Annotated in this window: 2 protein-coding genes; both read right to left on the bottom strand. The window is 70.6% G+C overall.

Translation table 11 applies throughout. The features are described from left to right. Window positions 1–137: 137 nt before the first annotated feature. The gene (locus tag OB08_RS07945) at window positions 138–6,884 is read right to left on the bottom strand and encodes a DUF5979 domain-containing protein (RefSeq protein ID WP_461473878.1); all 6,747 of its coding nucleotides are present in this window, start codon (window positions 6,882–6,884) and stop codon (window positions 138–140) included. 225 nt (window positions 6,885–7,109) lie between these two features. Then, on the bottom strand, window positions 7,110–16,256 hold the full coding sequence (locus OB08_RS07940) for a beta strand repeat-containing protein (RefSeq protein ID WP_461473876.1): 9,147 nt from the start codon (window positions 16,254–16,256) through the stop codon (window positions 7,110–7,112). Window positions 16,257–16,453: the final 197 nt, after the last annotated feature.

The raw sequence follows: 16,453 nt of genomic DNA, 5'->3' as shown, positions 1-16,453 counted from the left end.
AAGAGACGCTGGTGCGCGGTCCCGAACCGGACCGCATGGCGTCACTTTAGGAAGACGGTCTCCGCGACACATCGCGTGATTCTTGCGATCTCCGCTGCGGGGGCGAGAGCGTGGTGATCGCGTCGTGAAGGAGGTGCTCACCGTGTCCGCCGCACCCGATGGGCCTGCGGCCCACGAGTCGCGAGCAGAGCGAGCGCGCCTCCCATGAGGATCGCGAGCGCGACCAGCCCGAGAACGCCAACGCGCCACAGGTCCGCGCCGGTCGCAGGCAGCGAGGGCGGGAGGGGGGTACCCACCGCGTCGAACCGATTGTCGATCGCGACCTGCGCCGCGGTCGATGCTTCGACGGTCACGACCGCGGCGTCCCCGCCCGGCGCAGCCGGCGAGTACATCACTACGTCCGCGCTGCCGGAATCGGTCTCGGTGATCGCGCACGCCGCGCCCGCAGGAAGCCCCTCGTAGACGGCCGGGTGGTCTGCAGAAAGGGAGCGGGTCGGACTGCCGGGTATGTCGATCTCCCGTCCGTTCCACTCGCAGCGCGCCGTCACCTCGAACACGTCGTCTGCATGGGTCCCCGCATTCACGCCCGAGAGCGACTTCGTGACGACGATGCTGCCCGCCTCGAACGTGTTCGTGATCGTCACAGCGGTGGACTGGTCGAGCGGGATGCGAGCAGGCGAGCCGTGGATGACAGTTTCGGTAGCCCCGCCGTCATCCGTCTCCTCGACGGTGCATTCGGCGCCGGACGGGATGCGCTCGATCGTGTGGTCCAGCGCACGGTTGCCGCCGACCATCACGTGTCCCGCCCAGACGAGCGCCGGCCCGGCGCCTGTGTCGAGAACGCACGTCACCTCGAGCTCGAACGGGCCGTGGGCGAACTCCTCGGCGGCACCGACAACCGCCTTGCGGAGATCGAGAGCACCGGCACCGAACTCATTAGTGGCGACCACCCTCACTGTGTGGTCCTGCGCGATCACCGTCTCGGCCGCGGCGCCGTCGCTGCGCACGCCGTCGACCTCGATCGAGGTCGAAAGGGCTCCCAGATCCTTCGTCTCCTCGACGACGCATCGTGCCCCGACGACCAGCCCATCCAAGGCCCAGGTCTCCGTAGGGTCGAGCGCGGCGGTCATCGGCTCGTCGGGACCGTATCCAGTGGCGTAGACGGGCTGCCCCCGGAAGGTGCACTCGACGGCGAAGTCGAAGGGACCGTAGACGATTGGGGCGCCGCGATGGTCTCGCGCGGGCGTAGCGATCGCCTTGCGGATCGTCAGATCCGCCACCTCGTAGACGTTCCCGATCGAAACCACGCCCAGTTCCTCATCGGGTCCGCCTACGGTTGCCGTGTCGATACGCGCAGCGGTCTGCCCGTAGTGGCCCTCTACGGCGGTGCATACCGCTCCGAGAGGTAGCCCATCGACGGTGACCGCATCGGCGCCGGGCACCAAGACGACGTCCGGCAGCCCGACGACGGGCACATCATCTGCCCTGCACTGCAGCGTCACGGGAAACTCTTCGGGCGCGAGATGCTGGGCGGGTCCGCTCAGGGTCTTTTGAAGACCTATCGTTCCGGTCGCGTACGCGACCCCCACGCGCCTTCCCTCGGTGGCCGGCACTGCGATGCGGCCGGATGCGGCTATCGCCGAGCCTCCGGTGACGACTGTGTTCCATGCGACGGGCAGCGCGGTCCGGATGCGCTCAGACGCGACGGTGCGCGTCCGGAACTCGATGGCGAGCGATCGCCCGGGCAGAAAGAGGGCGTCTGCCGCGAAGTCGACGACGAACTTGAGGCTGCGGACCGCACTCAGATCGGTGGTTGGGGTGACTTCGGTCCACGCTCCGGGCGTGCATTGCGCGGTCAGCGGGTTGAGGTCGGTCACGCACGGGACCTCGGCCGACGACGCATAGGTCCTGAGGGTGCTCCCCGTCGGCGCGCCGACGAGCGTTCCCGTGGTGAGCAGCCTGGGCTGCCACTGGCTTTCCCGCGGAAGGGTCACGATGAGCCCCTGGTCGCCGGGCGTGGGGAGGTTATCGATGGAGACCAACCGATCCATCGGCAGCGTGCCGGCATTGGTCACCGTGAAGCGCCATGTCTCGGTGCCCCCCGGCAAGGTCACCGGAACGCATGGCCCGCGGTGGAATCCTGCCGCCGTTGCAGCCGCCTCGCACGAGAAGCCGTTGGCGACGCTGTGCACCTCGGGGATGCCGCTCTGGCCGTGAGGCGTGTCCGCCTTGACGTACTTGACCGTGCTGAGGGCGGGGACCGGCAGCGGCGAGACGATCGCGTCGTCGAGGCACTCACCGGTCTCGGGGTCCCGGGTGGGGACGCACTGGTCGAGCGGAACGTCGACCCCGACGGCCGCCCAGTTCTGCACCTCGTCGGACGGAGTCAACCCGGGCCGGAGCATCAAGGTGGCCCCGATCGTGTACGTCTGGCCCGGCTCCAGCACCGAGCCCGCCGGCATCCGGAAGAAGACGGTGTCGCCCACTTCGTCGACGACGACGTCTCCTGGGTCGATCGGCAGCCTCGAGCCGTTCGGCGAGGCGGGAGCCGCGCCGGTCAGCCGGAACGAGTACGGCGAGACGGCCGGATCGCGATCGGGGTCCAGTATCAGCTGGCGTCCCACGGCGTCGACCGGCAGGCGGTCCGAGAAGACCGGGTCCCGCAGCGGCGCCTCGCCCGTGTTGGTGAACTGGAGCGAGAAGGGTATCGCCGCGCCCGGCTGCACGTGCCCGCTCGGCGATTTGGTCACGCTCACGCTCGCTTCGAGATGGACGTGCCGATACTCGTCGTCGGCGGTGGCGCGGGCAGTGAGCGCCTGCCCCGCGGACACCGGCGCTGAGACGCTTTCGACGACGACGGTGTCGACGAAGATGCCCGCCTGCATCTCTCCGGGAGCCGCCGCCTGGTCGGCGCGTGTGGTGGGCACCGCCCCACCCGAGCGGAGGTCGGTGCGCCTCTGGACCAGGAACGGCACCGTGACGTAGGGATGGGTCGGGTTCAACCAGCCGATGTCGACGGCCTGCCAGAACTGGAAGCTCACCCCGTGGACATCGTCCGGGGCGCCGGCGAGGAAGGCGACTGCCGCGGCGATTGACTGGTCGGCTGTGGACTGGCACGTCCATTGCCCCCCGACGGTGTCGCTCGCGACGCTGTCTGCGGTGAACGAGCCTCCCGCGAGGTAGCAGGCCTGCACCCGCCCGACGGGTGGCACGAAGTCCCACGTCGGGTCCATGCCGACGAAGTCGAACGCATTCCAGAACGAAGGGTCGCTGTCGGTCAGCGTCGCCGTGCGGGTTCGCAGCGTCCCGGTGGGCTGGGCTCCGAGCGTCACCGTGACGGGTTCGAAATCGTCGGCCTTCTGCTCACCCGGCGAGATATCCTTGGTCGCCGCGATGCCGAACGTCGGCTCGGCGAGCCCGATGTTGGCGGTGCCACGATCGCACGCCCAGCGCGCCCCGGCCGGCGGCGGGCACGGACCCACCGGATCGATGTCGGCCACGATGCCTTCCGCCGTGTTGAAGACCGGAGAATCCGCGATCGAAACGCGCTCGTCCGTCCCGCGCCAGAAGGGCCGAAGTCGCACGTCGAACGCCACTCTTCCTGCCTCGTTGGCTGCGATGCGCCCTTCGAAGGACACCTGGAGTCCGATCACGTCGCAGGGCATCGTGGTAGGCACGAGCGCCAGAGCCTCGGCCCGGGTGTAGTCCACCGACGTGCCATCGGGGCAGAAGAGGGTCACCGTCGTCGAGGACAGCACGGCCCCACCCGGATTCGAGATGGACGAGAAATTGGTGAGGACGAATCCATCGAACGGTCCGAACCGGCGCCCGGTCACGGAACCGGGCGCCGGATCGGTGATCACCATCCGGTCCACGCGCGCGGGGGTCGTGTTTCGCGTCGTCACGGTGACGCGGCTGTGGGGGAACGCGGCATCCGGAATGTCTGCGCTGGGCGGGACGGCCAGCGGACCTCCCTGCCAGTTCTTGTCGGTGGTGGTGGTTAGTGGCACGTCGACGATCACGACGTCGTCCGCGTCGACCGCAGCTATCGATGTGCCGGAGTCCGGGAAACCTTCGGCGCGCGCAGTGTTTCGAACGACCCCCTCATCGCCGGTATTGAAAGCGACGTCGCCGAGGACGGGGACGCCATCGGAACGCCGGGTGTCGCGCACCTGCCAGACCAGGGTCACGGGACGCTCGTTGGCGAACGATCGCGCGACGCCTGACCCGACGGGTGGGGCGTCGAGGTCGCCATCGGCGGCAGCCAGCCGATCAGGACTCTCGGCGAGCGTCAGGCGCACGCCCGTCGTGTTCGACCGCTCGCCGGTCGTGAGCGTCACACCGGGAAACTGTCCCACGCAGGCTTCCGGGCACGGGTCGTCGGTCGCTGCGACCCACGCTCCCCCGCGCCACAACTGCACGCTCGTCACCTGGTCGTACGCGATCAGCGGGTCGGTCTCCACCGTGATGGGCTGGATCTGCCGCAGGTCGAAGGCGTCGTACAGGCTCTGCGCGATCGGCGTCGTCGCGGGGGTCGCGACATCGGTGATCTCCAGGCGCTCGAACCCGGCGTAGCCGCCTGTCGACCAGCGGAGCGTCGAGGGGATCGTGTTGCCGGAGCGTGCGATCACCGACTTGACCCCGCCCGAACTGGAGGTGCCGAACTCCTTGTCGATGAGGTCGACCGCGGTAGGGTCCACCGGAATCAGCTCGATAGCGGGACACTCGTCCGAAGGCATCGACGAGGCGGCGGGCTGCACGCCCGTCGTCGAGGCCACCGCGCTCGACTGAGCGCAGTTCGGCACGAGCGTGGGGGCGTCGGAGTCGAAGGGCGGAGTGCCCGTGTCCCGGCCGTGGTCGCGAAGCTCGGCCGTGAAGTTGGGTGCCAGATCGGTGCCAGGCGGGAGGCCGCGAGAGTCGGGATCGGTGTAGTCGTATACGAACCTGATGCCGCCCGCGACCGCACGGACGCTGGTGGGTACGGGCTCCGCGTGGATGGTGGGCCCGGTGATTCCGGCAGTGAGCGTCCGCCACGTGCCGACGGAGGTGTCGTAGTACTCGATGGTGAGGGTCGATCCGCCCGGCACGGGGGTCTGGGCGATAGCGGTCAGATCGAATGCGTTCCACCACGGGTCGCCCGCGACGGGATCCACCGGATCCTGGAGGACGATGCGGTCCGCGTTGCCGGTGGATCCCGTGACGGTCGCAGGAGGATCGGGGCGCTCGGTGAGCCCGCCCTGTAGGGACACCGTCGCGATCTGGCCGGGGGCGGCGAGGATCCGGGACGGCCGGAGCGACTTGGCGATGTAGGTTTCGATCACCTCGTCGTACACGTACAGTCGATCGGCGGCGGACGCAGTCCCTTGAACTCCCTGGTTGCTTCCCGTCACCAGCGCCTCATTGGTGATGGTCGCCGGGAGGGCCATACTGTCTGCGAGGTCGCCATCGGTCAGCAGCTCGAACTCCACCGACGTCTCGCCGCCCGGCTGGATGGCACCATCGAAGATCACCTCGAACCACTCGACGCCCGACATCCCTGCCGTGGGTTCGCCAGGCACAGTGCCGTTGCCGAACGGCACCTCCTCGGCCCCTGCAGCCGTGTGATACACCACTCGTCCCGAGGTCGCGCCAGCCGGGTATGGGATACCCGTCCCGATTCCGGCGAACGCATAGGCGGCCGGCAACGTCCCGGAAGACGGCTCGCGGATCGCCAACGTCTCGATCGGCACCACGGAGCTGTTTCGCGCGTCGAGCGTCGCTGCCGTGCGTTGACCGGCGACGACCACATGCGGTTCGAACGCCTTGCCTGCGGTGACAGCGACCTCGTTCTGCCGAAGGGTGAAAGTGGCTTCCGCCGTCGCCGTCGCAGACGCGTCGCCCATCGTGACGCTCGAGGACACCGTGTTGGTGACGACGGTGCCGTCGGGCTCCGCAGCGGCGTCGGCGGTGACAGCGAGATCGAGCGGCACGACGCCCACCGCACCTGACGGGATAGACCCCCCGAAGGTCACCCGCGTCCCGCGCACCTCGGGTGCCGACACACCGCCGGGGAGAACGCCGCCCGGCGCGTCCATCCAGCCGCCGCCGACGAAGACCTCGTAGCGCGTGAGGCCCGGCGTGGCCCCGGCCGGTGCCGACACGGCGCCGAAGCCCGCGAAGCCCAGCCGCTCGAACGGGTTGGCGGCGGCTGTCGGATCGATCGGGTCTTGGAGGACGAGCTGGTCGACGGTCGCGTTCGAGGTGTTGGTCCCTCGGAGCTCAGCCGCCACGGCCGTCCCGGGAGTCGCCAGCGCGGTGGTAGGCGCGAGCACCTTATTCGCGGCGGCGCTCAGATCCAGCGGGATGTCCGGGGTGACGCTCACCTCGGCGTCGACATCGCTGAAGTTCACGCCCTCGATATCGGCGTTGTTGACGACCGGTACACCGGAGACGTCGTGCGACACGTCGTCCGGGAGTCGAACCTCGACCTCGACGATGGCGGTCGTTGCATCGAGGATGCCCGTGGTGTCGTCGCCGAGAGGGGTGGTCCACTCCACCGTGACGGTGTTGCCGACGATGACAGGTGTCGACGCCGTGTTGGCGCCGGCGCCGACTACCGCGCCGACGACCTCGAAGGGCGCCGGAACAGCATCGGTCAGCACGGCTCCTCGGCACCCGGCGTCGGTGATGGACGAGCAGCCGACGGTGAGCGTGTAGAGGAAGGTCCCGCCTGGCGTGATCGTCGTGACCGACGCGGTCTTCTCGAGGGAGGCGACCGCCGTCACGTCTGCCGGCGCGGGGTCGGGAAGCACCGGGGCCGCCGCAGCGGGTGAGGCGACGGTCGCAGCCACAAGTGCGAGCGCCATCACGGCGGCCAGGACGGTTCGACGGATCGGTGCGTGCAAGACTTTCCCCATTTCGACGCCCGCGCCGCCTTTCGGGTCGACCCCTTCGGCGCGGGTCTCCTTACTAGAGGCGAAACAGGGCCCATCGTTACGCGAAACGGGCGCACGCTCTTCCGGCGAGTGTTCGCGTCTACCGCACGTCGACGACGGCGGAGAGACCGCCGACGGATCTCATCCCTCGCGGGTCGTCTTCCGTCGGCGGCCCCTGGGCCGGCGGCGGAACGGCTAGGCCTCTTTCTCACCGCGGCGGCGTGACACCGCCAGCACGAGCACGCCGGCCCCCAGGAGCAGCGATGCCCAGCCCAGCTGGCGCGGGATGCCGTCGGCACCCGTCGCCGCCAAGGTGGAGTCGTACACCTCGAACTCGTCGCTCACGATGCCCGAGACGCTGCCCGTGACCTCGAGGGTGTGCGTGCCCAGGTCGACCCAGGTCGGGATGTACCACTCGAACTCGACCGTCCCGTTGGCGTCGGCGATCTGCGTCCCGAGGTCGATCGGGTCGGAGTACATCGTCGCCGACACCTCCTCGCCGGGCTGGAAGCCCCGCGCGATGGCGGACTGGACGGTGCCTCGTGCGATGCGGTCGATCTCGATGTCGAGTGTCAGCTCCGGCTCCGGCTGCGGCTCCGGCTCGGGGGCTGCGACGACCAGCGTCACCGGCGGTGACGCGTTGCCCGCGGCATCCATCGAGACCACGGTCAGGCTCGTGCCCGGCTCGAGCGGCGTCGCCGGCGTGCACGACCAGCTGCCGTCCGCCGCCACCTCGGCGGTGCACACGGGATTCCCGTCGGCGTCGGTGACGACCACGCTCCCACCGGGCGAACCGCCCGTTCCCGAGACGGTGGTGCCGTCGCTGGGTGCGACGCTCGGAGCCGCGGGTGCGGTCGTGTCGACCGTCAGCGTCACGCCGACACCCTCGCTCTCGATGCCGTCGACAGTCTGGACGACCGTGAGGGTCGTCGTGCCCTCGGGGAGCGGCGTGGTCGGCGTGCAGGTCCACGAACCGTCGGGCTGGACGGTCGTGCTGCACACCGGCGCGCCGGAGTCGTTTCGCACGGTGACGGTGGCGCCCGGCTGCCCCTCCCCCGCGAACGTCGGCGTGGGGTCGTTCGTCAGGTCACCGGGAGCAGGTGCCGTGACGGTCGGCTCCGCCGCCACCGGCAGCGCCTCGAAGGTCACCGCGGCGGTGGCCGCTCCGGGCACGCCGGCCACCGTGAACGAGACCTCGGCTGCGCCGGCCGACGTGGGTGCGGTCAGAGTCGCGGTGTAGGTGCCGTCGCCGTTGTCGGTCACGGCGCCCACGGTGCCTCCGCCCGACGCCAGCATTATCTGCACGGTCGCGCCGCCGGACGTGATGGGGCGGCCCGCCGCGTCGTTCACGGTGACGGTGACCACGGCCGTGCTCGAACCGTCTGCCGGGAGGGTATCCGGCGCCGCGGCGATGGTGGAAGTCGCCGCGGACGGGGGTCCGACGGTGTAGTCGACGGATGCCTCGTCGCTCGCGGCTGCCCCGTCGACGCTGAACCCGAAGATCTCGGTGCCGAGCGTCGCGGGCGAGACGACCGTCACCGACCAGGTGCCGTCCGGATTCTGCGTCGGGGTCCCCGACATCGTGCCGGCGGGGCCGGACACGTGCGAGATGGCCACCGCCGCCGCGCCTGCATAGAGGTTCCCGGAGGCGTCCCGCAGAGTCACGGTGAGTGTCGTCGACGAGACTCCGTCCGCGACGACCGATCCGGGAGAAGCGTCGATCGTCGAGGTCGACGCATCGGGCGCTCCGACCGCGTACTCGACCGCGGCGGTGCTGCCGCCGGCGACGGAGTCCACCGTGAAGCCGAAGTCCTCCGAGCCGACGGTCCTGGGCGCGGTCACCACGGCCGAGAACGTGCCGTCCGCGTTGTCCGTCACCGCCCCGATCGCACCGGCGGCGGTGCCGCCCGCCGACACGATCGTCACGGTGAGCGCCGAGTAGTCGGCGTCGCCGGCGCCGAGAGCCGACCCCGCGGCATCGCGCAACTGCACGGTGACCGTGGTCGTGGACACTCCGTCCGCGGTGATGGTCGGGGGCGCCGCGGTGATCGTGGAGGTGGCAGCGGACGGAGCGCCGATCGTGTAGTCGACCGTCGCCGTCGTCGTGCCGCTCGCCCCGTCGATCGTGAAGCCGACCTCACCCGAGCCGGGAGCGGACGGCGCCGTCACGGTCGCCGAATAGGTTCCGTCGCCGTTGTCGGTGGTCGCGCCGACCGTTCCCGTGCCGTTCACGAGGCTGATCACGACAGGCACTCCGGCCGAAGCTGTGAACGCGTTGCCGTTCGCGTCGCGCAGGACCACGGTCGCCGTGCTCGTCGCCGAGCCGTTCGCGGTGATGCTGCCCGGCGCGGCGGAGATGGTCGACTCCGACGGCGACGGAGCTCCGACGGTGTGACTCACGGTGGCCGTCGCGTCGGCGTTCGAGCCGTCGACGGTGAATCCCACCACCGTTCCGCCCACGAGGACCGGCGCTGTCAGGGTCGCCGTGTAGGTGCCGTCCCCGTTGTCGGTGGTCGCGCCGACCGTTCCGGCGGTGCCGCCGGGGTTGGTCACGACGATGACGACTGCGGCGGCGGAGTCGGTCACGACATTGCCCGCGGCATCCCTCAGCGTCACGGTCACGGTGCTCGTGGCCGCACCATCAGCGGTCGTCGTCACCGGGTCGGCCGTGATCAGCGACTGCGCGAGGCTCGGGGCGCCGGCCACGTAGTCGATCGTCGCCGTGGCGGTGCCTGCGGCACCGTTCACGGTGAACTCGAACTCGCCGGAGCCCACTGCCAGCGGTGCCGTGACGGTGGCCTGGTAGCGGCCGTCGCCGAGCGGCGTCACGCCGCCGACCGTGCCGGTTCCCGACCTCAGGCCGATCGTGACATCGTCGACGTCGCCGCCGATCAGGTTGCCGTTCGCGTCCCGCAGGGTCACGGTCACGGTGCTCGTCGATGCGCCGTCGGCGTCGATCGAGGTCGGCGACGCGGCGATCTCGGAGGTCGCGGCATCCGCGATGCCCGAGACGAAGTCGACTGCTGCGGTAGCGTCCGCCTGCTCTCCGTTCACCGTGAACGTCACGGTGGCCGTTCCGATCTCGGTCGGCGAGGTGAGGGTGATCGAGTAGGTTCCGTCGCCGTTGTCGGTCGCTCCTGCAGGGTCGAGGATCCCGGTGGAACCCGCCTCGAGCGCGAAGACGACGGAGTCGCCGCCGGTCGCGCGGAGGTTGCCGAATGCGTCACGGATCGTCACGACGATCTCGCTGGTGGTCGCGCCGTCCGCCTCGATCTGGGTGGGCGTGGCCTCGATGGTGGAGTGGTCGTTCGCCGAGGACGGTCCGGCGACGTAGGTCACCGACGCCGTCGCCGTGCCCGGGACGCCGCCGATCGTGAAGCCGAACTCACTGGTGCCCACCAGGGCGGGAGACGTGAAGGCGAGGGAGTACGTGCCGTCGCCGTTATCGACGATTCCGGCGGGATCGAGGACGGCCGTGCCGGAAGACTGGACGATGTCGACATCGGCTCCGCCGGTCGTGATCGGATTGCCGGCCGCGTCACGGAGTGTGACGGTCACGCTGCCGTCGCTGCCGCCGACGGTGAGCACCGACGGGGCGGCCACGATCGTCGACGTCGCCGCCGACGGTGCTCCCACCGTGTAGGACACCGTCGCCGTGTCGCCCGACGCGGCTCCGCCGACCGTGAACGAGAACGTGTCGACGCCGACCGTCATGGGAGCGACCACCGTCTGCCGGTACATGCCGTTCCCGACGTACATGGGCGAGCCGAGGAGGCTTCCCGGGGTGCCGGTGGACGCCGAGGCGGCGATGACGACGACCGCGGCGTCTGTCGTCACGGGGTTGCCGAACGCGTCCGCCAGGGACACCGTCAGCTCGCTCGTCGAGGCGCCGTCCGCCGTGATCTGGGTGGGCAGTGCGGCGATGGTGGACTGCGCGGCGGACGGTGCGCCGGCCACGAACTGCACGGACGACGGGCTGCCGCTGCCTACCGCGGACCCCGCCACCGTTGCCGTCACGGGGTAGTCGCTCGCGGCCGTGGTGCGCAGCTGCACCGTGCAGACGCCGGCGGCGTTGGTCGTGCAGCCGCCCGACGCCGTGAGTCCGGTGGCCGTGACCACGGGAGTGTGCCCGCCGACCGGGTTGCCCTTCGCATCGCGGACGGTGACCTGCGCGGTGTGGAAGGCAACGCCGTCCGCTGTGCGCGTCCCCGTCGATACGGTGAGCGAGCTCTGCGACGCGTCGGCGCCACCGGCGACGAAGCGCACGGTCGCACCGGACCCGCTGATCGGCTCGCCGTCGATCGCGGCGGTGAGCGCGAACGCGCCGGCCGTCGCACTGGTCAGCGCGACGTCGCACGTGCCCGCTGCGTCGGTCGTGCACGTGGCTGCGCCCGTGAGGGCGGCGGGAAGGCCGAAGTCCACGACGGCTCCCTGCAGCGGGTTGCCGAACCCGTCGACCACCGCGGCGGTGGCGACGTGGGTCGCTGTGCCGTCGGCCACGCGGTCGCCCGTCGTCACCGAGAGGGCGGATGCCGCGGCATCCGGTTCGCCCGCGACGAAGGCGAGCGGCGCGGGGCTGCCCGTAATGGGGGCCCCGGCCACCTGCGCGGTGAGGGAGTGCGATCCGGCGACCTCGGACGTGACCGTGATGGTCACGGTGCCGTCGGCACCCGAGGTGCCGCTCGTCGAGGAGAGGTCGAGCGCAGCCGGGCCGCCGAAGGTCACCGAGGCGCCCTGGACCGGGTTGCCGAAAGCGTCACGAGTGGTCGCGACGACGGTGTAGTCGGCGCCCACGACGATCGGGCCGGCCGGCGAGACGGCGAGCCCGGAGGCGGCCGCGGAGACCGGGCCGGCGACGAAGGTCACCGTGCGCGAGGTCCCGTCTCCGCCGACCGTGACGCCGCCCAGCGACGCCGAGACGATCACGGCTCCGGCCGCCGTCGAGGAGATGGCGGCCACAGCGTTGCCGCTGGCATCGGAGGTCGCTGTCGCAGGCGTCGCGACCGCGGATCCCGAGACCGTGAAGGTCACCGAGGCGCCCGCCACGGGATTCCCCTCGGGGTCGAGCACCCTCGCCGTCGCGGTGTGCGTGCCCACGCCCGCTACGCGCGTCCCCGTGGTGGTGGTGAGGGTGGAGTCACCCGCCGACGGCGGGCCGGCGATGAACGCGACGGACTTCGGATTGACGCCGTCGCCGCCGGTGAGGGTGCTGCCGAGCACCACGACCGTAAGGTTCTTCGTCCCGGCCTGCGTCGCCGTCACCGTCGCCTCGTAGACGCCCGGAGCCGCCGTCTCGGTGAAGCCGGAGACGGTGAACGGCCCCGGCTGTACGGCGATGCCGGCCTCGCCGCCCGAGACGGCGTTGTCACTCGCGTCGAGGAGGGTCACGGTGATCGTGTGCGCGTCGGCGCCATCGGCCGTGCGCGTTCCCGAGGTGACGGTGAAGAACGACGAGCCGGGGTCGGCGGCGCCGTTGACGAACTGGGCTGCCGCTGGGCTGCCCGTGAGCGCGCTGCCCGCGATCTGCGCCGTCACATCGAACGATCCGGCAGTCGACGACGTGACCGTCGTCGTGGCCAGCCCGTCGGCATCGGTGGTCGCCGAGGCCGAGCCGAGAACTGCCGGCGCGTCCACGGCGAAGTCGACCTGAACACCCGCCACAGGGTTGCCGAACTCATCGACCACGGTCGCGCGTGCGGTGACCGCCGCGGTTCCGTTCGCCTCCGCCGGGTTGCCCGTCACGGACAGAGCCGTGCCGGCGTTGCCGAGGTCGGCGGGACCCGCCTGGAAGACGGCGTCGACGGGGCTGCCGCCGATGTCGACGGCCGAGCCGGAGCCCGCGTCGACGATGGTCGCGGACACCGGGTGCGTGCCCGCGCGCTCGCTGGTCAGCACCACGGAGGCAACACCTGCGGCGTCGGTCGTGGCTGTAGTCTGCGCGAGGTCGGCGTCGCCCGAGGTGGCGAAGGTCACTTCCACGCCCTCGACGGGGTTGCCGCTCGCATCGAGGATCGTCGCGGTCACGTCGTACGCGCCGCTGCCCACCGTCTGCGGACCGCTGCTGATCGACAGCACCGAGTCCGCGGCGGAGGCGGACCCGGCGACGAAGTCCACGTCGGCCGGGCTGCCGGTCACGTCCTCGCCGCCCACCTGGGCGGTGACCGTCGCCGTGCCGATGTCGTCGGATGTGATCGTCACGCGGTAGGTGCCCGGCACGGTCTCTACGACCGCGCCCAGCACGCCCACTCCGCTGAGTGCGAACTCGACGGACGATGCCGCTCCGGTCAGCGCGTTCCCTGAGGCATCCCGCAGCTCGACCGTCGCCTCGTGCGCGGCCGCGCCGTCGGCGAGGCGGTCGCCGGCGGTCACCGTGAGGGAGGACGCGGCCGCGTCGGGCGCCCCCACGGAGAACACGACGTCGACCGGGCTGTTGCCCAGAGCGCCGTCGGCGACGGATGCCGCGACCGAGAAGGTGCCCGGGGCCAGGCCGCTCACCTGCACGACGCACTGGCCGGCGGCATCCGTGTCGCACGTCACTGCCGAGAACTCGACGCCCGCGCCCGAGAACGTCACCGTCTCGCCCGCGACGGGGTTGCCGAGCGAGTCCTCCAGCGTCGCACGCACGTCGTACGCGTCACCGGAGTTGGCGACGAGCGGCCCGGCAGTCAGCACGTCGAGGCGCGAGTCGTCGGCGGACGCCGGAAGCGGCGTGAACTCGAGAGCGACCGGGCTGTCGGCGATGTCGGCGCCCACGACGCGGGCGCTCACGTCCCACACGCCCGGGACGGAACTCGTCACCGTGATCGAGCAGGTGCCCGCCGGAGACGTCGTGCACGAGCTGACGGAGAGCTCGGCCTCAGCGTCCTGCGGGTCGAACGAGACGAGCGCGCCCTGGACGATCGTCCCGGCCGCGTTGCGGGCGGTCGCGGTCAGCGTGTACGCGGAGGCACCGTCGGCCACGACCTCGCCCGCAGTCGGGTCGGGGTCGACCGTGAGGGAGCTCGTGGTCGCATCCGGGACGTCGTCGTCGAGGACGTCGACGGAGATCGGCGGAAGGAGCAGCCCGTCGAAGTTGGGGTCGGCCGACGCGACGGCGAACGACAGCACGGTCGCGCGAGTGCCGTCCATCACGAGGTTGTCGACGGCGGTGATCGCCCCCTGCGCCGAGTCCGCGAGCGGTGCGATCACGACCGTGGCGGGGGTGGCCGCTGCGAGGGCAGGGGCGACCGTCGGCGTCACGACGATGTCGGCCGTTGCGGGCAGGCCGCTGCGGGTGACGGTGTACGGGGACGAGCCAGTGGGCTCAGCCACCGTCAGCGACGCGGGGGTCACTGACAGCGGCGAGACGTAGGCGACCGTGTTGTCGGTCGATGTCGACGCGGTCGACGGGTTGCCCGCGGGATCCTGCACGACGCCGGCGGGAAGCGTCAGGACGACGTCACCGCTCGCGTCGGCGCGCGCGACGATCTCGAACGACGACGGGCCGATTCGGGTGACGCCCGTGACGCGGGCGTTGGTGGCAGTGGAGCCGACGACCGCGAAATCGGCCGGGACCAGCTGGCCGTCGTCGATCGGCTCGGTGAAGGTCGCGACGAATCGCAGGTCACGGACCGACGTGGGATCCGCCTGCGCAGCCGCCTGCTCGAGCTGCACATCGGGCGCGCAGACGTCGATGAGGTCGACGGCGATCGAGCGCGAGTGCTGGGAGGTGCGGCCCCCCGAGTCGTACGTCTGGACGCGCAGCTTGCCGGCGCCCGGCGGCACGGGCACGTCGTCGAGGACGACGTCGGCGGTACCCGCCGGGATCGTCCGCGTACCCAGGAACAGGTCGGCGTCGACGCTCGTCGTCGGCGTCCAGTACACGTCGATCTCGCTCGTGCCAGTCGCCTCTGGCTGGGTGTTCGGATAGAAGATGTTCGCGGCCGGGTAGCGCAGGGTCAGGTCGACCAGGCAGTCGGTGGTGCTCACGGTCGTCGCCACGGGGTACCAGGTGTCGATGCCGGACCCGAGGGTCGCTCCGGGTCGGTTGTTGGCATAGTTCTCGTTGTAGAGAACGGTGTCCTGATACGTGCGGTTCTCACTCGCCGGCCCGTCGCCGCTGTTCGTCTTGGTGAAGATGTTGCGGCGGACCTCGATGAGCCCGGTGTAGTACAGCTGGATCATCGGCCAGCTCGAGATCGTCTCACCCGTGAAGGTGTTGTCGACGATCGCGAACGCCCCGCGGCGACCGTCGGTGATGGCCAGGTCGCCGTCCAGCGTGATCGCGTGTCCGTTGATCTTGTCGCCGACATCGAAGAGGTTGTCGCGGATGACGTTGTTGGCACCCGAGCTCGACGAGTAGTAGATGTACGCGACGAGGTTGTCGGTGAGGCCGTAGCGGCCTCCCACGAAGCTGTTGCCCTCGAAGACCGCGTCGTTGAGCACGAGGTCGTCCATGTTGAAGACCGACTTTCCCGTCCGCGAGCCGGCGAAGCGCGATCCCGTCACGACGAGATCGTTGAGGGTGGATGCTGCGCCGAAGAGCTTCTCGAGGCCGTCGTACGCATCGGCCGGGGTGTCTGCGATGTTGTCGAGAGTGATCCGGTCGAGCGTGAGGCCGTTGATCGTGGCACCGGCGGCGACCATCACGGCCGACTCGGACAGGCTCGCGAGGGTCACCTCACGGACGACGGTGCCGTCCGCCCCGCCGTTCAGGTAGAGGAATCGCTCCAGGTAGCTCGACGTGGTGTCGGCCGTACGGCCGTTCTCGATCGTGAGCCGGTCGGCGTTCGGGCCCGCGACGATCGCCGTCTCGCTGGCACTGATGCGCTGGAAGTTGCGGATCGTGACGTCGGGCGCATTCACGTAGAAGGCGGCTCCGGCGTCCCACACATCGTCGACGGGTGCGACGGCCAGGCGATTGCCCAGGTCGAGCGTGACAGGCGCCGAGATGACGTTCCACGCCGAGGCGTCGAGAGTGCCGGGGGACGTCAGGCTGGCCATGGGCAGCAGGGCGCCCGGGTTGAACGTCGCGAGCGGGGCGGGCGCGTCACCTTGGATGATGCGCCCCTGCCACACCGTCCCGGTGGACTGCACGCCCGCGGTGAGCGGATCGACGTCGGGCGCGACACCGATCGTGGTCGTCTCGGCCGGCGTCGCGTTGGCCTCCTGGATCGCCGCGCGGAGCGTACAGGTGTTCGACGAGGTCGCGCACACGCCGTTGCCGGGAACGGCGTCGTTCAGGATGCGGTAGTCGTCGATCAGGTACGTGTTGTCGGCGGCGGTGGCGGGCGCTGCGGGCGCGACGACGGCGATGCCCACAGCGACGAGCACCGTCGCGACCGCCATCGCGACGATACGCATCGCACGATGGCGGGGAGGCGAGGTTCGGTCGGCTGGGAGGGCACCGCCGCCCGCAGCCGCGAACCTGGGGAAAGTGCTGACGAGTCGCCTCATGGTGTTCCCTGCCCTCTCATCGCTGCGAAGCTGCGCAGCCCGGTGCCCGTGGGGGATCCGCTGTCGGCGCTGACGAGCGCCTGCGGGTGGTGCGGGTGGATCGA

It is taken from the genome of Microbacterium sp. HJ5 (assembly GCF_054824025.1).
The sequence above is the reverse complement of the archived record's forward strand: the minus strand, read 5'-3'. Positions and strand labels throughout refer to the sequence as shown.

What these genes read in the sequence shown, in the direction of transcription:
- OB08_RS07940 (WP_461473876.1), bottom strand. Translation starts at nt 16,256, where the DNA reads ATGCGTATCGTCGCGATGGCGGTCGCGACGGTGCTCGTCGCTGTGGGC.